The 21,925-nt window shown below is 47.8% G+C and carries 19 protein-coding genes; 12 read left to right on the top strand and 7 right to left on the bottom strand.

Translation table 11 applies throughout. The features are described from left to right. The first annotated feature begins 184 nt into the window (after positions 1-184). Entirely contained in the window at positions 185-2,971 is a 2,787-nt protein-coding gene (locus tag AC6ESP_RS12410) for a glycoside hydrolase family 3 C-terminal domain-containing protein (RefSeq protein WP_497097037.1), read from the top strand. Between the two features lie 85 nt (positions 2,972-3,056). On the opposite strand, the gene AC6ESP_RS12405 is transcribed toward AC6ESP_RS12410, so the two are convergent. Further along, positions 3,057-4,745, bottom strand: coding sequence for a hypothetical protein (locus AC6ESP_RS12405; RefSeq protein WP_497097036.1), 1,689 nt, complete (start codon positions 4,743-4,745; stop codon positions 3,057-3,059). 661 nt (positions 4,746-5,406) lie between these two features. On the opposite strand from AC6ESP_RS12405, the gene AC6ESP_RS12400 reads away from it, so the two are divergent. After that, positions 5,407-6,366, top strand: coding sequence for a phosphodiester glycosidase family protein (locus tag AC6ESP_RS12400; protein WP_497097035.1), 960 nt, complete (start codon positions 5,407-5,409; stop codon positions 6,364-6,366). A 37-nt stretch (positions 6,367-6,403) separates the two neighbouring features. Next, positions 6,404-7,444: a glycosyltransferase gene (locus tag AC6ESP_RS12395; RefSeq protein WP_497097034.1), complete on the top strand. Its 1,041-nt coding sequence runs from the start codon at positions 6,404-6,406 to the stop codon at positions 7,442-7,444. 216 nt (positions 7,445-7,660) lie between these two features. Here AC6ESP_RS12395 and AC6ESP_RS12390 read toward each other — a convergent pair whose 3' ends face one another. Next, positions 7,661-8,290: a YfbR-like 5'-deoxynucleotidase gene (locus tag AC6ESP_RS12390; RefSeq protein WP_497097033.1), complete on the bottom strand. Its 630-nt coding sequence runs from the start codon at positions 8,288-8,290 to the stop codon at positions 7,661-7,663. 329 nt (positions 8,291-8,619) lie between these two features. Between AC6ESP_RS12390 and AC6ESP_RS12385 the strand changes: the two genes are divergently transcribed. After that, positions 8,620-10,059: an AbfB domain-containing protein gene (locus tag AC6ESP_RS12385; RefSeq protein ID WP_497097032.1), complete on the top strand. Its 1,440-nt coding sequence runs from the start codon at positions 8,620-8,622 to the stop codon at positions 10,057-10,059. A gap of 78 nt (positions 10,060-10,137) precedes the next feature. On the opposite strand, the gene AC6ESP_RS12380 is transcribed toward AC6ESP_RS12385, so the two are convergent. The 4 genes from AC6ESP_RS12380 to AC6ESP_RS12365 all read right to left on the bottom strand — a co-directional run bounded on the left by AC6ESP_RS12380 (position 10,138) and on the right by AC6ESP_RS12365 (position 14,670). Then, positions 10,138-10,689 carry a helix-turn-helix domain-containing protein gene (locus AC6ESP_RS12380; protein ID WP_497097031.1) on the bottom strand — a complete coding sequence of 184 codons (552 nt, stop codon included), beginning with the start codon at positions 10,687-10,689 and terminating at the stop codon, positions 10,138-10,140. A gap of 186 nt (positions 10,690-10,875) precedes the next feature. Beyond that, positions 10,876-12,363, bottom strand: a complete 1,488-nt coding sequence (locus AC6ESP_RS12375; RefSeq protein ID WP_497097030.1) for an S-layer homology domain-containing protein — start codon at positions 12,361-12,363, stop codon at positions 10,876-10,878. 135 nt (positions 12,364-12,498) lie between these two features. Further along, positions 12,499-13,194 (bottom strand): response regulator transcription factor, encoded by a 696-nt coding sequence (locus AC6ESP_RS12370; RefSeq protein ID WP_497097029.1) that lies wholly within the window; start codon positions 13,192-13,194, stop codon positions 12,499-12,501. A 3-nt stretch (positions 13,195-13,197) separates the two neighbouring features. Further along, complete coding sequence (locus AC6ESP_RS12365; protein ID WP_497097028.1) at positions 13,198-14,670, bottom strand: sensor histidine kinase; 1,473 nt, start codon at positions 14,668-14,670, stop codon at positions 13,198-13,200. A 169-nt stretch (positions 14,671-14,839) separates the two neighbouring features. Here AC6ESP_RS12365 and AC6ESP_RS12360 point away from each other — a divergent pair, with 169 nt between their 5' ends. The 3 genes from AC6ESP_RS12360 (at position 14,840) to speE (ending at position 17,829) form a co-directional block, all read left to right on the top strand. Further along, a complete protein-coding gene (locus AC6ESP_RS12360) occupies positions 14,840-15,517 on the top strand; it encodes an ankyrin repeat domain-containing protein (protein WP_497097027.1) in 678 nt (225 codons plus the stop codon). Positions 15,518-15,657: 140 nt separating this feature from the next. Beyond that, positions 15,658-16,920, top strand: coding sequence for a saccharopine dehydrogenase NADP-binding domain-containing protein (locus AC6ESP_RS12355; protein ID WP_497097026.1), 1,263 nt, complete (start codon positions 15,658-15,660; stop codon positions 16,918-16,920). Between the two features lie 21 nt (positions 16,921-16,941). Further along, positions 16,942-17,829, top strand: a complete 888-nt coding sequence (speE, locus tag AC6ESP_RS12350) for a polyamine aminopropyltransferase (RefSeq protein WP_497097025.1) — start codon at positions 16,942-16,944, stop codon at positions 17,827-17,829. Positions 17,830-17,882: 53 nt separating this feature from the next. Here speE and AC6ESP_RS12345 read toward each other — a convergent pair whose 3' ends face one another. After that, entirely contained in the window at positions 17,883-19,154 is a 1,272-nt protein-coding gene (locus AC6ESP_RS12345; protein ID WP_497097024.1) for an MFS transporter, read from the bottom strand. Between the two features lie 163 nt (positions 19,155-19,317). On the opposite strand from AC6ESP_RS12345, the gene AC6ESP_RS12340 reads away from it, so the two are divergent. The 5 genes from AC6ESP_RS12340 to AC6ESP_RS12320 all read left to right on the top strand — a co-directional run bounded on the left by AC6ESP_RS12340 (position 19,318) and on the right by AC6ESP_RS12320 (position 21,872). Then, a complete protein-coding gene (locus AC6ESP_RS12340; protein ID WP_497097023.1) occupies positions 19,318-19,680 on the top strand; it encodes a DUF423 domain-containing protein in 363 nt (120 codons plus the stop codon). Between the two features lie 30 nt (positions 19,681-19,710). Then, entirely contained in the window at positions 19,711-20,319 is a 609-nt protein-coding gene (locus AC6ESP_RS12335; RefSeq protein ID WP_497097022.1) for a carbohydrate-binding family 9-like protein, read from the top strand. A gap of 165 nt (positions 20,320-20,484) precedes the next feature. Beyond that, on the top strand, positions 20,485-20,745 hold the full coding sequence (locus AC6ESP_RS12330) for a hypothetical protein (RefSeq protein ID WP_497097021.1): 261 nt from the start codon (positions 20,485-20,487) through the stop codon (positions 20,743-20,745). A gap of 205 nt (positions 20,746-20,950) precedes the next feature. After that, positions 20,951-21,271 (top strand): MazG nucleotide pyrophosphohydrolase domain-containing protein, encoded by a 321-nt coding sequence (locus AC6ESP_RS12325; protein WP_497097020.1) that lies wholly within the window; start codon positions 20,951-20,953, stop codon positions 21,269-21,271. A gap of 19 nt (positions 21,272-21,290) precedes the next feature. Further along, entirely contained in the window at positions 21,291-21,872 is a 582-nt protein-coding gene (locus tag AC6ESP_RS12320) for an LOG family protein (RefSeq protein WP_497097019.1), read from the top strand. Positions 21,873-21,925: the final 53 nt, after the last annotated feature.

Here is a 21,925-nt window from a genome sequence, read left to right as displayed (position 1 = left end):
AAATGGTGTCCCTTTTGTCTTCTTTTTATCCATATTTGGCTATTCGAGAAGTATGTATATATTAAATTTCCGGACTTTGCTATTGTAGAACCAATGTGTGCACGAAGTTGCACAACTATATTCCTTAATAAGTAATTAGCAGAACCGGCAACAGATATAGAAACGAAATCTGGGAGGAAACAAATTGAGTACACAGCTTATAGGCGTTCCATTAGAAGGGTTCGCAGAGTTCAGCCGAACGGTAGCCGCAGAAGGCGCGGTTCTGTTACAGAACGAGGGACAGGTGCTTCCATTCCTGGAAGGCGATAACGTTGCGGTCTTTGGCAGAGTCCAAGTGAATTATTATCGCAGCGGCACAGGCTCGGGCGGCAGCGTGCATGTCGCTTATACGACTAATCTGCTCAGCGGTCTCCGCAGCAAGAAGAGCTTTGCAGTCAATGAGCAGCTGGCGGCTGTCTATGAGCAATGGATCGAGCAGAACCCATTCGATAACGGTGGAGGCGGCTGGGCTGCAGAGCCATGGCATCAGAAGGAAATGCCGCTGAGCGATGAGATCGTCAGTGCTGCGAGAAGCAAGTCGAATAAGGCAGTTGTTGTCATCGGGCGTACGGCTGGAGAAGATCAGGATAATGCCGACGCGCCGGGAAGCTACCAATTAACAGAAGAAGAGCTTGCGATGCTGAAGCAGGTGACGGCGCATTTCGAACAGACCGTCGTTGTCCTCAACGTATCGAACATTATTGATATGAGCTGGGTGAAGGATACAAGCTATGTGCATCCCATTGCAAGTGTAATCTATTCTTGGCAGGGCGGTATGGAAGGCGGTAACGCAATAGCCGATGTGCTGGCAGGAGAGGTTACACCGAGCGGTAAACTAACGGATACGATTGCTTATTCCATTAACGATTACCCGTCGACCAGCAATTACGGCAATGAATTCAAGAACCTGTATCAAGAAGATATCTATGTCGGCTATCGTTATTTCGAGACGTTTTGTCCGGATAAGGTTCAATATGAATTCGGATACGGACTCTCTTATACCTCGTTCAGCATCGAGCCAGAGGAAGCGACCCTGGCGAACCGTGAAGGCGAGCTGCACATAGAAATTGGCGTAAAGGTAACGAATACGGGGAGCGTCTATGCAGGCAAAGAAGTGGTGCAGGTCTATTATGAGGCACCACAAGGCAAGCTCGGGCAGCCGGCAAGAGCGCTGGCGGCATTCGCGAAGACAACAATTCTTCAGCCGGGTGAGTCGCAGCGTCTTGTCGTAAGCTTCCCCGTTAACACAATGGCTTCTTATGATGATGCTGGTGTGACGGGACATCCTTCAGCTTATGTGCTGGAAGCTGGCACGTACCGCTTCTATGTGGGAGCTAGCGTCAAGAATACGGCAGCTATTGCTGTTCAGGGACAAAGCGGTTACGTGGTGGAAGCTCTTGAAGTGGTAGAGCAGCTGCAAGAGGCGATGGCGCCGACAGAAAGCTTCACGAGAATGAAGCCGGGTGCTCAGAAGGAAGATGGTTCGTATGAGCTCCTCTCCGAGGCTGTGCCGCAGCGCACCATATCGATGGCTGATCGGATTGAGAGCAGTCTTCCCGTGACGCTGGTACAGACGGGGAATAAGGGCTATACATTAAGAGATGTGCATGATCAGAAGGTCGGTATGGAAGCCTTCATCGCTCAGCTTAGCGATCAGGATCTAGCTGCGATTGTCAGAGGAGAAGGGATGAGCAGTCCGCTTGTTACGCCGGGTACGGCTTCGGCCTTCGGCGGTGTCAGCGACAGTCTATTCAATTACGGAATTCCGGTAGCTTGTACGTCAGATGGTCCGTCCGGCATTCGTATGGATAGCGGGCAGAAGGCGACACAGGTTGCAATCGGTACCTTGCTCGCTGCAACGTGGAATGCTGAGCTGGTTGAAGAGCTGTATGTGCTGGAAGGCCGTGAATTAGTACGGAACAACGTAGATACGCTGCTCGGACCGGGCCTGAATATCCGCCGCAGTCCGCTGAATGGCCGCAACTTCGAATATTTCTCGGAGGATCCGCTCATCTCGGGCGTATTCGCCGCAGCATGCACGAAGGGCATTATGAAGGGTGGCTCTAATGCGACTCTGAAGCATTTTGCCTGCAACAATCAGGAGAAGCATCGCAGCAAGGTAGACGCTGTCGTATCGGAGCGCGCGCTTCGCGAGATTTACCTGAAGGGCTTCGAAATTGCGGTTAAGCAGGGCGGAGCGAACTCGATCATGACATCCTATAACCCGATCAACGGACATTGGGCAGCTTCCAATTATGACCTGAACACGACGATTCTTCGCGGAGAATGGGGCTTTACAGGCATCGTGATGACGGACTGGTGGGCAATTATGAACGATGTAGTGAATGGCGGCGCAGCAGATCGCAAATACACGAACTGGATGATTCGTGCTCAGAATGATCTGTACATGGTTGTTCCTAACTATGGCGCGGAGATCAATGGCTGGGATGATAACACGATTGAATCGTTGGATAATGGCTCGTTGACCCGAGGGGAGCTTCAGCGCTCGGCTATGAACGTTTGCCAGTTCATTATGAATGCGCCTGTATTCTCTAGGAAGCATGAAATCATTGAGACGATTGACAGCTTCAAGGCGAATGCTTCTCTCACACCAGAGCAAGTACAGGCCCTATCGGACCAGGCACAGGTGAAGCCATCAACTGTAGGATCGACTTATTTCCAAGTTGATCAAGCTGGCCCATACCGAATCATCGTGCACATTATGTCTCCTGAACCGGAGCTTGCTCAGAGCGCTACGAATGTAATGCTGAATGATCAAGTCATGACGACCATCCAGACCAATGGAACAGAAGGCAAATGGATCAAGCAGAAGCTTGTGAAGATAGAGCTGGAAGCGGGCTTGTATGAGCTGAAGCTTGCGACCATCAAGCCAGGCATGCAGATCGATTGGATCGAATTCAAACAGGTCTAAATAGAGCTATAGAAAATAGGCACCCCTATACTGGACGCTTAACCAAAAGTGTACAGCGTAGGGGTGCCTTCTGCTTCGAGAGGGGTTAATGCAATGCAATTGAATAGAACATGCGAGTACCGTTGTCCGTGTACCATACCACTTCATTGCCAGTGACGACAGGCTGGCTCTCGGACAGGGAGAAGTGCTTCAGGGTTTGGATGCTGCCCAGCTTATTGCCATCCTGATCGATATATACATATTTCATATCACCTTGCGTATTCTCGTCTTGGAACTCCTGCCATAGCACGAGCAGCTTATTGTCATTAATCGTAACCATCTGCGGAATTGAAGCAAACCTGTCACTGTCGACATAAGAGGCCAGCTTAACTTCTTTAACAGCGTTACTGTCGATGTTGGTTTTTGGCAGAACGGTTAGAATGATGTCCCTGCGATTGACCTCCACTCCATTCATAGCAAAGGAGGTGTAGCTCGTCACCTTCGAGTGATCTACCGTATTCATAGCCACGATGTAGCTAGTCGATGACATTGCGAATGCTCCTATGGACACACCCGTCATGTTGGCGCCGATAGCGCCTGGGATCTCGAACATATCCACTTCCGTATAGGACGTTCCGTTGCCTTTGTTCAGCACGATCGAACGAGGATAAGCGTCGCCATGATCTAGAAGCACATGCTCATCTCCATCGAACAATACATATTGATCGAAGGAATGGCTGACATGATTGGACTGGAATTTCCCTAGATCATTCGTTATCGTCATCTTCGATGTATCCACAATAATAGTAAGCTGAGATTGATGGTTCAGCCCATCCTCTGTCGCATATCGTTCACGGGAGGTATGGAGCACCAGCGTATTCCCGTACTCGGACATTCTTCCTGCTGCGGCGTCGAAGGGAACCGTCGTGTAGCTCTCGCCACCTCTAATGGAGACACTGTCAATGCGGTTGAAGCTTTTGTCGTAACGGACAATTCGGATGACTTCCTTGTTGTCGTTCTCTTCCGTGTTGGTCTGCCCGAAAGCGATATAGTTATAGGTTTTACCACTATAAAAGCTTCCGAATAGAGGGAGCTCATAGGCTAAGCTTTTTTGGCTAATTAATTGATAGTTGGCGTCATACGTTTCAATTGTGAATGACTCATTGGCCCTGATCACGCTAAGCGTTTGATCCTTGTTAGCGACCAAATAGGACTCAACCGCTTCTTTCCATCTCGGAAAATAGGCGGATACGGCATTGTAGCCCGGCTCGTAGGCGGTTTGTACACGATAAGCATGGTCCGGAGTCTTGGAGAGCATTGCGATCTGGTTCGCCTTGCTGTCGAAACTCACCTCGAACGGAACGAGCCTTCCTAAGTCTCTTAATTGAAAGTAGTTGCTCCCATCAATGGTATAGGCCGTAATATTGACCGCTTTGCCATCGACATAAATCTTGGAGGCGGTCGGCTTAGCCGCATAGCTCCTATAGCTAGAATAATAGGTATCGTCTTCCGCTTTCCCTGATAGGCTCGTTCCGGTAAGAATCTCTATCGCATTGCGGCTGCTATTCCAACTAACGTTAAACTCACTAGCTGTCCCTGAGAATGCCGCTGCAAGATCACGAAGCTTGAAGTAATTACTCCCCTTAATTTGAAAGCCATTCACCAAGATCCGCTCGCTATTGAGAGTCATTCTGCTCTCTGTCACTGTTGCATTCACTGTGGTGTCGGCAGCAGAAACCGTCGTGCCTGATGTAACAATAAATAATGCAAGAAATAAGTATACAATCCTTTTCATCGTCTGTTCCTCCTGTAATAACTGGCTGCTATTAAGAATAATCAAGCTGATATTCAAATTAATTCTATGGTTTCTCTTAAATTCCTTTTATTTCTTATTTATTTTGCTTAATGAGGCTGTCTCATAAGTCATCGTTGAGACTTAAGTCAGTCTCGTATTTATGGAAATGGCTAAAAAACGAATCGTACCTTTGTCGTCTAACGTCAAATTTTTCTTTCGTTAAGCAGCTTATTTCTCTATCTTCTACACAGAATGGGGTATCAGCGATGATAAAGAAAAAATAGCAGTAACAGCAGAACTTGATTACCTAACAAGGAAGAAAAAGCAGTAATGGGTGGGTTTTGTGTTACTGGGGACTAGATCGAGTGAAATGGAAAGAAATAAAGTCATTAGCTAAAGAAATAAGGTACCTAATTTAGAGAATGAACAGCTTATAGACCAATATAGAAAAATAGCCGTACAGGATTAGACACCCTGTACGGCTATTCTTCTATATTCCGCAACATTTCGGTCCGAAGAGAGCTATCTCTCTAGCGAGCTCAAGAGCCGGACTCGCTAAAGGTTCATCTTCTTTAGCCATTCATTTAAGTTACGTTTAAGTAATCGCACCTATTATAAGTGCTACAGGAATCCAACAAAGCTTACGAGGAGTGACCATCTTATGATTGAAAAAAAAAGAAAGCCGAGACGAAAGCTGATTATCGGTCTAACCATATCTTTCATAACGGTTGGCGCCATTCTCTACGGACTGGCGGATCGTTATTTGATCGAGCATGTTGAGGTTGTCGTTCAGCAGCCGTCTGCCACAGCAGCTAGCACAACGGATTCAGTATCTACAACGGAGGCTTCGGGCACAGCCCAGAATGTCACCTCCGATGATTGGAATTATTCGAGTGATGCAATCGAGATCTCGATTGAACAGGTTCAGACCGGTACCGGTGAAGATCTTACGACTTATTACGTCGCAGACGTTCAGCTGAAGAGCTCGACCAATCTGCTGACAGCATTCGCGGACAATGCCTTCGGCCAAAATATTACCCAAGATACATCGGAGATCGCCTTCGCGAACAATGCAATCTTCGCCATTAATGGCGATTATTATGGATTCCGCGATAATGGTGTCATTATTCGCAATGGCACCCTCTACCGCGACGAGCCGGCGCGTGACGGGCTGGCTATGTACAGTGACGGGACGATGGCCTCGTATAACGAGGAAGAGACTTCGGCGGAGGAGCTGCTGGAGCAAGGTGTGACGAATACGTTCTCATTCGGACCGACCTTAGTTCAGGATGGACAGCTTGTCGATGGTCTCGAGAACGTCAAGAAGATTGATACGAACTTCGGAAACCGGACGATAGATAGCGCCAATCCGCGTACGGGAATCGGCATTATTTCCCCGAATCATTACGTCTTCATCGTCGTTGATGGCCGGCAAGAGGACAGCAAGGGGCTGACGCTTGTCGAATTCGGCACCCTGTTCGAGGAATTGGGGGCAACGGAAGCCTACAATCTCGATGGAGGGGGCTCGTCTACGATGTATTTCATGGGCAGAGTCGTCAACAGCCCGGGAAGCAAAGGACAAGAGCGCGGTGTCAGCGACATTATTTATATCGCCGAATAATCGGCAGCTATCGATTGTTTGAAGGAGGCAGAACATCATGACCGTATTAATTCCAGCGTATGAGCCAGACGACAGACTGCTTTCATTAATCGCTAATCTAATGGCCGCATACAGCTCCAAGATTGTCATTGTCGATGACGGCAGCGGTGAAGCATATCGTGATATTTTCGATTCAGCCCGCGCTGTTGGATGTATCGTACTCACTCATGCTACTAATCAAGGCAAGGGCCGTGCTCTGAAGACCGGCTTCGCCTACTTGAAGGAAAGGAGTGAGGATGAAGTCGTCGTCTGTGCTGACAGTGACGGACAGCATCTTCCATCCGATATTAAGCGGATTGCCGATGCAGTATCCGAGCATAAGAACGAGATCGTGCTGGGCTGCAGACATTTCACTGGGGAGGTTCCGCTGCGCAGCCGCTTCGGCAACAGCACCACCCGCTTGGTGTATACACTGACGACAGGGCATCGCATTCAGGATACTCAGACTGGCCTTCGCGGCTTCTCTGCATCGATGCTGGAGTGGCTGTGCCAAATTCCGGGCGAGCGCTTCGAATATGAGATGAACATGCTGCTCAAGGCGCAGAGGGACGGCTACTCACTGCATGAGGTGTCGATTGACACCGTATATTTGGATGATAATCAATCATCGCATTTTCGCCCCATTGCCGATTCTGCCAAAGTGTATGCACCTATTCTGAAATTCTGCTCGTCCTCCATGCTCGCTGCCGTGCTTGACTTCGTGCTGGTCATTCTGCTGCAGCTGCTCACTGGCAAGCTGCTCTTCGCGGTCGCTGGTGCACGGATATGCAGCTCCATCTTCAACTACACGATGAACCAGCGCTTCGTGTTCGGTAATAAGCAGAAGAAGCAGACGATCCGCTCGTCTGCTCCGAAATATTTTGCACTCGTCGTGCTGATTATGCTGCTCAACTACGGACTCATGTATATTTTCCATGAGAGTCTGAGTGTCCCGCTTATTATAGCCAAGCTGCTAACCGAAGGATTCTTGTTCGCATTCAGCTACTGGGCGCAGCGGACCTTCATCTTCCGGGCGGCAGAGCATTCATCACAGCGTTAGTATAGGGTCCACACACAGAAACAGCCGTCTATTGGACTGACGGCTGTTTTCTCATTCTTATGATTTCATTGATTTCAACAAGGATTTTCACTTGGAGCCGAGTATGAGGTGATTTATGGGGAGCTATCTTAACCATGAGCTGAACAAAATTCGGATATAAAGGGGGAATGAAGCTAATGGAGTCAGAAAGGGGGAAAACGAAGGGAATCCTTGAAGTTACAGCTCCAAAGCTTCCTTCGTAATTTTTTTGATATCAACGGGGCAGTTAGAGCTGTCGTTAACAATATCGGGCAGAATATGCTCTACGAAATAATTGACGGAATGCAGCTTAATCCTAGTGATTTTGATGAGCGCTTCCCGGTACATGACAACAAATTCCTTCTCAGTATTGCCCCTCTGCAATTCGGTAATCGCCTCGTATACTTGATCCAGCTTATCGGCCATCTCTAGAATGAGACCTTCGACGGAATCATCCTTGCCCTCACGCAGCTGCCTGCGGAAGATCGACTTGAACTCCTCTGGAATATTCTCTTCTATGAAAAGGGCAATCATCCCTTCCTCTACCTGCTGCAGCATTCCGCGCAGCTCCAGGGAGTGATGCTTAACGGGTGTTTTGATATCCCCAATGAAGATTTCGCCATAATCATGGCTGCTCGTAATTTCATACAGCTTCTTCCAATCAATAGCAACGCCATTGCGTTCCTCGATATCTGCCAATGTCTTGGCGTATTGCACAACCTTCCATGAATGAGCGGATACACTGTGCTCTTCGAACTTGAATTTGCCTGGACACCGAATAATACGCTCTAGATCGTTAAGGGATTGAAAGTAAGTATGAATTCCCATAGGCATGCCCTTCCTTTCTCTGTTAATCGTTTATTGTGATGGAGTACGGTTATTATAGAGCTTATTTGTTATTGGATGATTAATTTAAATAACGGATTGTATCATCATCGGGCAGCTCGTCCTGCGATTGAAGAAATCATTCATCTACTTCCGTAACTGAACAAAGAGTACCTTCGTAAAAGTTCACCGTTTGTAAATTAAGTTCACTATATTTATGAGAGAGGACATGCCTATAATGAAAGCGTAATCATCCATCAAGTATGAAAGAGCTGATGACTAGCCCAGTCAGTCCTGAAGTGAATATTAATTCATGAAATGGAGGGTTAATGATGACAATGAAAGGTTTATCGTTCATGCAATCGGTTCGGTATGTGCTGCTCTTCTCTCTCTTAATAACCTCGCTAGGCTTGACTACGTTTATTCAGACGGCGGAAGCAGCGGTGGTGAATGTGCCGAGCGGTGTTCAATTTAATGATACGAGCGGCAATCCCCTTAACGCACATGGCGGCGGGATGATTAAGGTAGGCAGCTATTATTATTGGGTGGGGGAGAATAGGGACGGGACGAATCTCGTGTCCTTATATCGTTCAACAGATCTGAAGAATTGGGAGTTCCGCGCCAATCTGCTGTATAAAGCGATGGGTGGGGAGCTCGCTACCGCGAATATTGAACGTCCTAAGCTTTTGTATAATGCTTCGACTGGCAAATATGTCATGTGGATGCATAAGGAGAATGGGGTCGACTATGGGGAAGGCAGAGTGGCAGTGGCTTCTGCAAGCAATATTGAAGGGCCGTATACGTACCATGGAAGCTTCCGGCCGCTTGACTATGATTCGCGGGATATGACTGTCTATAACGATGGAGGGACAGCTTACTTGGTCTCCGCTACGGCAGTTAATGCCAATCTGAATATTTATCAATTAACGAGTGATTTCCTAGGCGTCAGCAGCTTAGTTCAGACACTATGGGTGGGGCAATACCGGGAAGCGCCAGCGCTGTTCAAGCGAGGCTCTACTTATTTCCTCATTACATCCGGGGCGACAGGCTGGAACCCGAATCAGGCGAAATATGCGACCGCTTCGAGTATTGCGGGTACGTGGACGAATCCCGTTAACTTCGGCAATGCGAATACCTATTACTCACAATCGACTTACGTGATACCAGTAGAGGGAACCTCGGAAACCTCCTATTTATATTTGGGCGATCGATGGGCTGGCGCATGGAGCGGGGCGGTTAATACCTCGACCTATGTATGGCTGCCGCTCAGCTTCCCGACTTCCACAACGCTGTCGATGAGCTGGTTCACGAGCTTGAATATCGATACGGCAACGGGCTCGGTGACTGGAGTTGTGCCAACTGGCACCTATAATCGGTTCGAGTCGCATAACTATGCTGGGCGCTATATAAGGCATCTGGACTTTACGACGGTCCGGGTCGATTCCAGCATTAGTCCGGTGGAGGACTCGCAATTCCGGCTTGTGCCGGGCTTGGCTGATCCCACTAAAGTGTCCTTTGAAGCAGTCAATTTTCCAGGCTATTATCTACGCCACTATAATTACAATCTGCAGCTCGCTCTCTTCGACGGTTCACCGAGCTTCAAGTCGGACGCCACCTTCGAGAAGGTGGCGGGACTGGCGGATGCCACTAAATTCTCATTCCGATCCTATAATTACCCTACAAGGTACATTAGGCATTACAATTATGTGCTGCGGATTGATCCGATCAGCACGGCTACCGAACAGGCAGATGCGACTTTCAGGCAATACTAGCCCTCAATCAGCTGTATAACAGCAAACAACCTTAATTCGGTGCAAACCGATTAAGGTTGTTTGTTGTACTAGCCGCTTCTAGATATAATCTGGCTTCTGCTCGGTTTCGGTATATACCGTAATAAGCACGGTGGCAGTCTCTTCCCCTATGTTCTTCACCATATGAGGTGTGCAGGCATTCCAGCTGAACGAGTCGCCTTCGGAGAACTCAGCGGAATCCTCCCCCTGCTGGGCGAAGATTCTTCCTTTCATGACGACATGCACTTCTTCCCCCTCATGTGCATGAGGCTCTTCTCCTGTTGATGCCCCCGGAGGGAATTCGACGAGCATCATTCTGACTTTTTTCGTGGAGCTCATATGCTCAACCGTTAACGTGCCATCGCCGCTTTTCGATAGCATGCGAGCTTCTTTGCGGACGATATTCATCCGATCCTCATTCTTAAGCAGCAGATAAGCGAGCGGAACGTTCAGAGCGCCCGCGATATTTTCTAGTGTGGCTATGGAAGGTGACGTTTTATTGGTTTCAACCTGACTCATGAAGCCTTGCGATAGGCCAGTCGCCTCGCAGATTTGAGCGATTGTTATGTTTCTTCGTTTGCGAATTGCCCGTATAGAAGAGCCGATATCCATTCGCGCTCACCCCTTGAATATTAGTAATACGTAACATAATTTAATAATAACAATTTTTATAGGGACAAGCTAGTGCAGCCCACGTTAAATTAACTCACGCCTAAGCACATTCAGATGGTATCCACAAAAAGAAGCCAGGAGCTCTGTGCCAGCTCCTAGCTTCTTGCTTGTTATGGTTTAATTCGCTTATTTGGAGCTTAGCGTTACTTGATTGGCAACGGCCCAGCTACCTACTGGCTGAATCTCATAATCCACACCTGCTGCAAGCTTAGCGTTATTCTGCAATTCGAATACACCAACTTCACCCTTGCGAGTCTGCACTTTGTATTGCGCTGTCAGCGTAGTGCCATCCGAGCCTTTCAGCTGAATGGAGCGGTAAGCGAACAGCTCATCTGTTGGATCTTCGGTTAATGCCACATTGAGGGTAACCGCATCAACTTGGGATACGGATGCAATCGTAAGTGGTGCAATAGTCTGTGCAGTGAACGTATTGTTGTCGAGCACGAACCAGTCTGAGCTTACTGTATAAGTAACGCCTGGCTGTAGAGCTGTGCCTGCCGGAAGACGGAACTTCGGCTCCTGCTTGCCATCAGTTGATTGCGTGAAGCCTACATAATTAACGGTAATCGGCTCTCCGCCCGCTGGTGTAAGCGTGGCTTGTCTCGTAGCAAGAGATGAGATCACCTGCATAGCTTGTCCATTATATTGATTATTCTCATCCAGTACGATGGCATTCGCTCCGCGGCCGCCTGCATAAGCAGAGATAAGGTAGCCATAATCGACTACGCCTTCCGTCCGGAAGGATTCCACTTCGAACGTATCGGAGGTGACTTGGCGTACGTCGCTCAGACGAATCATCTCTTCACTTGCTTCTGCTGTATGGACTGCTGCGCCTTTATAATTCGTTGTATAGGTTACCCCTGGTGTCATGGTCTGAACCGGAAGGATATACGTAGAGATAGATCCGGTTTTCAGCCGCGGCTGATTAACAAGCTTCAGATCATGATCGAAGGCAAAGTTGGCATTCGCTGCATCAGTAGTTTCGTCTACTTGAAGGAGCGGCGCAGTGAATGTCACTTCAAAAGTAATTTTGTTAAGCGCTTTGATTGATACGATCTCAGCCGATGCGGAACGGACAGCTTGCTCAGACAGCGCCAACAGCTGAGCGGCTTGGCCGCGAGTCATCTGCTCATTGCCAATCTGGAAGCCTTCCATCCAATACTGAACGGATTTCACATCACGCTGTAACGCCTTCGCTATCATAGGAGCGGCATCCGCGCTTGTTGCAGGCTTATTCGGCTGGAATGAATCTACACTGTCAATAAGTCCGCTTGCTGCAGCTGCATTCACATAAGATGTATACCATTTGCCTTGCTGCTGCTCCTCGTTGCTAGGATCAAGCTCAAGAGCAAGCATGATCATTTTAACAAGCTCCGCATTCGTCACTTTCTTGTCTGCTCGCATCGTTCCGTCTTCATAGCCTTGAAGCACGCCTTGATCAATAAGCTGTTGAATCGCCTCTTCAGCCTGCTGATTGAAATTCGTGATAGCGGATTGCTGTATATTAGCTACTGGCGCAAGTGCTGCGGCTTGAGCTTGGTAAGGGAGGAGTGCACCTCCGCCAATTAGAACGGTTAGAGCTGCGATTGCTGCCTTCTGATTCATCTTCTTCATCTTGTATGTTCCTCTCCGGTTTAAAGTGGTGTTGTCGATATATTCATCTTAGACGACCACTCTAAATCGGCTGACAACAAAGTATAAACAATTTATAAACAGAACCATAACTTTCTTCATAGCTGGATGAAGCTGCTAGACAGTGAAGCGATAGCCTGCGCCCCAGACCGTCTCGATGAACTGCGGATTGGAGGGGTCAGCCTCGATCTTCTCTCGAATTCGGGAGATATGCACGGTCACAGTCGCAATCTCTCCGTTGGATTCCAAGCCCCAGATTCGCTCGAATAGCTGGTCTTTGGTGAATACGCGGTTGGGATTCTCAGCCATGAATACGAGCACCTCGAATTCCTTGGCAGTGAGCGGCACTTCTCTGCCGTGTACAAATACGCGATGGGAGGATTTGTGGATGGAGAGCTCTCGAATATCGATGCTCCCCGTCTCTTGCTGCTTCTTGCCTCCCGTGAAACGTTCGTATCGCGCTAGATGCGCCTTCGCTCTGGCTACCAGCTCGTTAGGGCTGAACGGCTTCGTGACGAAGTCATCTGCCCCAAGCCCGAAGCCTCGAATTTTATCGATCTCCTCGTTCTTCGCCGACACAATGAGGATGGGCACATCCAGCTGCTCGCGAATCTGCTTGCAGATTTCGAACCCGTCCATTCCTGGCAGCTGGAGATCGAGAATAATGAGGTTATGCTCACCCTGAAGCGCTTTGGCAAGGCCTTCTTGTCCATCGTGGCACAGCTCCACCTCGTAGTCATGCAGGTTGAAATAATCCTTCTGCAGCTCTGCGATAAAGGGGTCATCTTCTATAATTAGAATTCGTTTCATCATAGGTCACCGACGATCTACAAAGATTTTTAATGTGAAAAAGATACTCGTTCCTTGGCCGGGCTCACTAACTGCCCAGATCGTTCCGCCATGTCCTTCTACAATCTGCTGGGCGATTGCAAGTCCAAGCCCGCTGCCTCTTACTGCTTGGCTCCTTGAAGGCTCTTCACGGTAGAAGCGTTCGAAGATGTGGGGCAGGGAATCCGGGTGAATACCGGGTCCATTATCGGTAAGGCTAATGACGGCATGCTCCTGCTGCGGTTCAATCTTGATTATTAATTGCTTAGGATCTTGATTCATATATTTCAGGCAGTTGTCGAGCAGATTGAACAATACGCGCTTCAGCTTCTCGCGGTCAGCTAGAACGAACAGCGGCTCCGTGTGCGCTTCCTCCCATTTCACTTCAACGATGTGGTTGTCGAATTCAATGGCAAGCTCATCGACCATACGATGGAGGAAGGGACTGAGCTCTACCTGTTCGAATGAAAAAGGCTCCTTCTTCAAATCAAGCTTCGAGTAGAACAGCAGCTCATCGACCAGACGCTCCATGTCGGTCGCTCTCGTGTGGATGGCTCCGACATACTTGTCCAGCTTCTCGGGCGTATTGGTTACACCATCTCTTATCCCCTCCGCATAGCCTTTGATCGTTGTAATGGGCGTTCTTAGATCATGCGAGATATTCGACAGCAGCTGCTTGCGATTCTCTTCGTAATGAAGCTGCAGCTGAATGGAGTCGAATAGCTGCTGGCGCATTTGATCGAAGGTCTGGACGAGATGTCCCACCTCATCGCGAGAGGTTGCCTGCAGCTTGAATGTCAGATCTCCATCCTTGATATGCTCTGCGGACTGTCTGAGCTTAGCAAGAGGTTGAATGATGGTTCGAGTGACATACCGGTACAGCAGAAAACCAGTCAAGAACAAGATCGCAACGAATACCGCGATTAAGATCGGCAGAAGGGTTCTGACCAGCTCAGCGAAGGGACTTCTCTCCCTGATGACGAACACACTTCCTTTCTCACCCGTCTCGGGGGAGAAGTAGAAGTCGAACTTGGCATAGGAGAAGAAATGGCTTCCTGCATTGAGTGTATTGCGAATGGAGTTATTGCCCATATCATAGGCGGGCAGGCTCGATGTGAGATCCAGACCATTTAATGTGGGTGCTGCGTAGATAATCTTGTTATTCTCACGGACAACGAGACCGGCTTGCACCATTTTTAATTGAAGATCATATTCCTCCAGCAGTAGCTGGTCCTTCAATTGCTCGGGGTCATGCTTGGCCAAATATTTCATGTCGAGGAACAGGGTCTCCTCTTCCTCTGAGAGGGGATGGAGTGAATAATGAATATTATAAAAGCGGCTAATGCTGCGGAAATCTCCTGTTATGGCAACAGACAGCAGATAAGCTGCGAGCAAGAACAGAATAACGGAGACTACCACAACCGATGTGAATGACAGCAGCAGCCTGAATCGAATGGACAAGTTCTCATCTCCCCCGGATCCTAATTATGCCAATGGGACAATTGGTTTTATTATGTGCATTAATCATGAATTGTAGTGTAGTTCGTCCTTGCTGGCAACCTCAATGTTACTCGATTGCCAAGGGCTATGGTACAGTTAATGGAGAAACGGAAGAAAGAGGTCACCAGGGATGCGAGTGAAATTATTCATAATCGTTATGCTCGGGCTGCTGGCAGGCTGTCAGCAGGAAGAGAACTTTACTAAAGAGGATGTGGGAGCTATGAATCAAGCCATTATTCGAGCGGCAGAGAGTGGAGATACTGTTGCGGTATTGCAGCTCATTCGTGATGGAGCAGACAAGAACAGCCAAGATGCGGCAGGCAGAACGCCTATTTTAGCTGCCACACACGGCAATCATGTGGATACGGTCAGCGCGTTGGTTGATGCGGGAGCCGACATCCATCTGCAGGATAATAAGCTGGATAATCCGTTCTTGTATGCAGGGGCGGAGGGGCTGCTCGATATATTGAAGGTATTAATTGATGCTGGAGCAGATCCGACAATTACCAATCGCTATGGAGGGACAGCACTTATTCCTGCGTCGGAGCATGGATATGTGGACGTCGTGAGGGAGCTGCTAACTCGAACGAAGATTGATGTGAATCATGTGAATAGCCTAGGGTGGACAGCATTAATGGAAGCCATCATATTGAATGATGGCAGCGAGAAGCAGCAGCAGGTTATCCAGCTGCTTATTGAACACGGAGCGGATATATCTATACCGGACAAAGAGGGAGTTACGCCGCTGGAGCATGCACGGGCGCGACATTTCACAGCTATCGAGCGGATGTTGGTTGTAGCGGAGTAAGGATTGGGGACTGTTGTAAGACGTGTAGCAGCGTCTTGGAGCAGTCTTTTTTTATACAAATCTATTAATAAGGAATATAAATAGGTTACTAGAGTGGATCAGCCTCTCTTAATCATGAATATCCTGATTAAAAGGAGTTGATGCGTGTGAGCAATCGAGCAATAACGATTAGTGTGCTTGGCAGTGCAGGGGGTGTCGCTAAATCCATTCTTGCGATATTAAACCAAACGTTTCAGAACGTCGACGACCCCATTCATTCATTCATTAGTCACAGCACCTTGCATCTTATTGATCAGAAACAAAAAAGGATGGAGCATTACGAGCCATTTATTCCTCAGTTCAAACATAAGGTGAAGCTGCATCAGTTTGACTTGAGTGATTTGGATCGGTTCCGTAAGCATCTCGTCGATACGAAGACAACGCATGTAATTGATGTATCCTGGGCCGATACGGTCGAAATGCTTCATTGCTGTAATGCATTAGGCGTTCATTACGTGAACACGGCATTAGAGAATACAATGGTCGATGAGAAGGAGGAGCTGGAAGGGTTTACGCTGTTGGAGAGATATCGTATCTTCGAACAAAATAAAGGGCGGTTCACTAATATGAAGGCGATTATCGGCTCTGGCATGAATCCTGGTGTGGTGCAATGGATGGCGCTCGAGCTAATGAAGCAGGCTCCGGGCGAGGTTCCGCTGGGCTGCTATATTGTAGAGCATGATGATTCCTTTTTCACCAATCCAGCGCTGGCCGAGGGGCAGACAATCTATACGACATGGTCCCCGGAATGCTTCTTGGATGAAGCACTATTGAATTACCCGATGTTCATGAAGCAGCATATGCCTGTATTTCTCTACAACGATGTGTACGAGCTGGGGTTTAAGGTGTCGCTCGGAGCCAAACAGTTCTACGGATGCTTAATGCCTCATGAAGAGGTCATAACCCTCGGAAAAGCCTTTGACATGGAGACAGGGTTTATTTATCGAGTGAATGATCACACAACGGAAGCGATTCTTGCGAACCTAGGCAACTCAAGTGATCTCTGGAATTGGAATCATCAGGTGCTAGATCCACTAGCTGCAGAGCTGGATGGGGATGATCTGGTAGGCGTGCTCCTCGTCTATAAAGATAAGGAACGGTATATGTACAACGCTATGAATAACAGAGAGGTATGTGCGCAGTACAACACGAACGCGACTTATTTCCAAGTAGCATGCGGTATCTATGGGGCATTGTGTACCCTTCTACTGGATGACATCCCCGATGGCATTTATTACGTAGACGAGCTTTTGCTTCAAACCGATTCCAGCTATGGCAGCTATCTCTCCGTGTATATGAAGGACTTCATTCAGGGTGAGAACAACCATACCGATGGGCTTCTGCTCGATAGGATAAAAAAATGATGATTGCGGTGAGGTGGTAGAATGGCAGGTCAAAAACAGTTTTTAACAGGCTTTCACAAAGAAACCGATGAGGAGCTATGGCTGTGGGATGATCTTCCTGAGCTTGATATGGAGGTCGGCTATAGAGTGGCCGCACTGCTTCACTATGAGCAATCAGCCTTCCAAGAGATTAGTGTCGTGGATACGAGAGCCTTTGGCCGGATGCTTGTGCTGGATGGGACTCCCCAGATTACGACAAAAGACGGGTATATCTACAATGAAATGATTACACATATTGCAATGACGACTCATCCTCAGCCAGCTAAGGTTGCTATGATAGGAGGCGGTGATTGCGGACCCGCTCGCGAAGCGGTGAAGTACACCAGTGTGCAGCAGATTGATGTAGTGGAGATTGACGAGAGAGTGATTGAGGTATGCAGGAAATGGTTGACGAAGGAAGCCGACGATGGGGATAGTGGATTGATCCGAACGCTGTATAAGGATGGATACAAGTGGATTCAGGGGCAAAAAAAACAATACGATGTGCTTCTTGTAGATCGTTCAGATCCTTATGGACCAGCAGTCAGCCTCTATAAGCCGCAATTCTACCAATATGTGCACGATAGTCTCACGGAGGATGGCATCGTCGTATTTCAATCGGGCTCCCCCTACTACAATTCGAGCACGATGGTCAAGACAGTCGGGAGCTTGAAGAAGCTGTTCCCGATTGTACGCACGTATCTCTGTACCATTCCGTCATTTCCTGGAGGGATATGGAGCTTCACAATTGCTTCTAAGAAGTGGGACCCTCTGGAGGCGGAACTGGGTGGTTTGCAATGGGAGAATGCCCATTATATTAATCCCGATGTGTTCCGGGCAGCTTTTGTACTGCCCAGCTACATTCTGCGCAAGCTGGAAGGCAGTAAATAAAAACAATAAAAGCCGGAAGCTCTCTGTACGCAAGGGCTTCCGGCTTTTGTCGCCTACTGCAGCACTGCTGATCGCTTCTCCCGGAATAATAGAAAGAACAGCATGGACGCGGTGACATATAATCCGCCGGTTATGCTGAAGGTAATGGCGTACCCCCAATAATAACCATAGGTGGATATAATAGAAGATTGGATAGGACCCATCGTTGCCCATCCCAGCATGAAGGCTGTCTGCATGAAGGAATTAGCAAGGCTCTGCCTTCGAGTGGAGACACGATCACTCAATATAGCTGATTGCAGAGGACTAGCCGCATTCATGAGAGCTTGTCTGAATAGGAAGCTGATAGAGGCGACGATAAGCAGATTCGTGAAGCCTGTTAACAGCAGGAATGGAAGCGATAGGGTCTGGAAAATAACGATCGCTTTCACTGGCCCGATGCGATTAGCGAGTGTTGGTCCAATAAGCATGGAGATAATGGTCATCACTTGGCCTAATGACAATAACAGGCTCATCGCACTTAGCGATACAGAGAAACGGTTCGTGAAATAGAGATTGAGATAAGGCACGACAAGTCCAGAGCCTATGCCGATCATCAGCTGGATAGCGGTGAACTTAACGATGAAAGTCATTTCACCCTTCGGCCGCTCTACAGGAGCAGCAGGCTTGCTTGCAGTAAGGTCTTGGGCAGCCTCTTGAGCACTCTGCTTCTCCTTAAGTGCGGATTCTCGTATAGCTTGCAGAGGCAGGAACGCTGCTATCGTAGCTAGACTGCCGGCAAGGAGGACAATCTTGAAGGAGAGGAGCCTAGTTAACCCAGCCGCCTGCATAACATCTGCGATAACACCGCCGCCGAGGCTGCCAGCAACCTGGGAAGCAAGCACGAACGCCGAGTAGATGCTGAATATGCGCATCCGATCCGCTTTGGCGACATTGTCAGCAAGAAAAGGGATGGCCAGCACTTGGAAAATAGCTGCGAATAAGCCTGTTAGAACCGCCATCGTAATTAAGCTGCTCTCAGACTCGAATAACGAGCGACCTGTGAACAGGATGCCGCTGCATAATGCGCCAATGACGAGCAATCGCTTGCGGCTGATGCGGTCACCGAATAATCCAATAGGAATGAAGCATATGGCCGTAGCGAGTGATTGCATACTGACGATGGTTCCGCTCATGCGATCTGGATAGCCGAGCTCGTGGATGTACAGATTGTATAATACGGAGAACATGCCTGTACCGATCTGATACAGCATATTCGCTAGAAAGAATAGACGAATGCTGCGGGACCAGCCCTGCCATTCTGTAGCGGTAGATTGTAAGAACTTCATGTGTGTGCCTCCTGATGCGATTCCAAACAACCTTACTACTTTACTATTCTGCCATCTGTAAATCAACGAGAAAATGAAGACTTCAATCTGAGATGAATTCCCTGCACTGCTAAGTCGTGATATGCTGAGCTTATGAATACAAACAAAGGGAGGATTTCTTTCAATGCAAACGTTCGTTGTTCTCGGCAGTATCTTCATGGCGCTCGCGGTCATTATTGGTGCGTTCGGCGCGCATGCGCTTAAGAGCAAGCTAGCGCCGGACAAGCTGAAGGTATATGAGGTAGGCGTGCAATACCATATCACACATGCCTTGGGCTTAATTCTGATCGGACTATTGACGAGCTATTATCCTGATGCGAAGCTCATCGTGACGGCAGGCTGGTTCATGGTGGCGGGCATTATTTTATTCTCGGGAAGCCTGTACGTATTGAGTGTTGCCAAAGCCCGGTTTCTCGGTCCTATTACACCTCTCGGCGGACTGTCTTTCATTATTGGCTGGGTGCTTGTCGTTGCAGCTGTCCTCTAGATCAGAAGCGCAAGGGAGGTCATATCGGAGATGGAAGAAATACTCGCCTATCATTGCCGTAGAGTGCCTGGCAATACCGCAATTTCGTGGGAACAGATGGATGCTGTAGATTTGGTTCAGACGTTAGATGGCTCTCCTCCTCGTTTACAGACGAAGGTACGAATGTGCTATGACGATCTTAACCTGTACATTCGCTATGAATGTGAGGATGATCATATCGTAGCGGGCATGCAGAATAGAGACGATCCATTGTATGAAGAGGATGTTGTTGAGGTATTCATTGATCGTGAGGGTGCGGGCGTACGTTATTATGAATTCGAGCTTAGCCCGAACAATATCGTATTCGATGCAGAGATTGTCTGGCAGGACGAGGAGCAGTTCGAGATTCGAACAGAATGGGATGCGGATCAGATGCAGACAGAAGTACGGCCTTCCTCGAAGGAAGGGTACTACGATTATTCGATGACCATTCCTCTGCACAACTTCGGTTCATTCCCTGGGGCGGGGGAGATGTGGCGGATTAACTTGTACCGTATAGACGATGATTTGGACGGCGTTAGGCATTACTCTGCATGGTCACATACGGGACTTATTAATTTCCATCGTCCACAGCGCTTTGGCAAGCTTATTTTTATGTAAAAAGCCTCCAAGTGGAATGCATCCCTTATAGTAGACAAAAATGCACGAGAGGCTGCGGCTAGACTCTTTCGCTTAGAAATTGAGGCTGCTCCATAGGGTTTTCAGTCCCTATGGAGCAGCCGCGTAATGATTTAGAGTATAGCTCATCGCGTTAAGGAGTTTCTTGTGAAGATAAAGGTATTTTTACTCATCGGGCTTTTCGCTGGTATTTTGGCAGCAGGTGGAATCGTTCACTTCACTTATGATTCACAAGAGGAGTGTACCGAGCTTCGCTCCATCCCAAGCGAGGAACTGCAACATCATCCAGATGTTTTACAATATATCAAGGAGAACGAAGAGCAATTAAGCATAGATAGCAGCTCTGTTGAACAAGACATTTCCGAGAATGAAATAGACGAAGAGACTATCAATAACGGGGAACTCTAGATCATTAATCATATATGATGAAGCTGCCGGGAAGCTCTGCAGCTTCATTACGTTAACGGGCAGGATGCTTGAATTGCGATCGCATTTGCATGAGACTTGAAAAACAGAATGCTAGGAGATCGGTGACGTAGATTGGTAATCTCGAATATGGTATCCTTTTTAAGGAACAAACGTTCGGAATTGCCATATCTAAGTGGAGGGTAACATGGATATAAATGAATTTCAACAGTGGGTGAAGGAATATTACCAACATCGGAAATGGTCAGACTTGGATATCTTTGTTCGGATAGGTTTTCTTGCGGAGGAAACCGGCGAAGTAGCTCGTGCGATTCGTGCACTGGAGATCGGACGAGATCGCCCTGATGAGGCTGAAGGCACATATCAAGAGAACAAATCTCATCTCACAGAAGAGCTTGGGGATGTATTAGGAAATCTCACTGTCATTGCAAATAAATATGATATATCCCTTGAAGATATTTTGAAAACGCATAAACAAAAACTTGGAGTACGCTACTCATCAAAATAAAAGATTGGAGAGTTCGGTAATGAAATCAATCGCTGTATTCTGTGGCTCCAGTGAGGGAGCCTCTTCCATTTTTAAAGAAAGTGCAGCAAAATTAGGTCAGGAGCTTGCCAAACGCCAAATCACTCTTATTTATGGTGGAGCCAATGTGGGTCTGATGGGAGCTGTTGCTGATTCTGTGTTGGAGCAAGGCGGTCAGGTGATCGGGGTGCTTCCTGTTTTTTTGCGAAATCGTGAAATTGCGCATAAAGGTTTAACCAAACTAATTATGGTGGATTCGATGCACGAACGTAAAACCAAGATGGCGGAATTGGCAGACGGATTCATTGCCCTTCCTGGAGGACCCGGAACAATGGAAGAATATTTTGAGATTTTTACATGGGGTCAGTTGGGTTTACATAAAAAGCCTTGTGGTTTTTTGAATATCAATCAATATTTTGATCCGCTTGTGTCTATGTTTGATGTTATGGAGCGTGAGCATTTCATGCAGCCTAAATATCGTTCTATGGTCATAACAGATAATACTCCTGAAGGTATTCTAAATCAGTTCTCGAACTATGTTGCTCCTACAGTAAAAACTTACCTTAACGACCAGCGTACTTGATCTATTGTGTTTATTAAAGTAATTTTAGTAGCGGAAAGTAAAATAAATTTTTA

Source organism: Paenibacillus xinjiangensis (genome assembly GCF_059686975.1).
The sequence above is the reverse complement of the archived record's forward strand: the minus strand, read 5'-3'. Positions and strand labels throughout refer to the sequence as shown.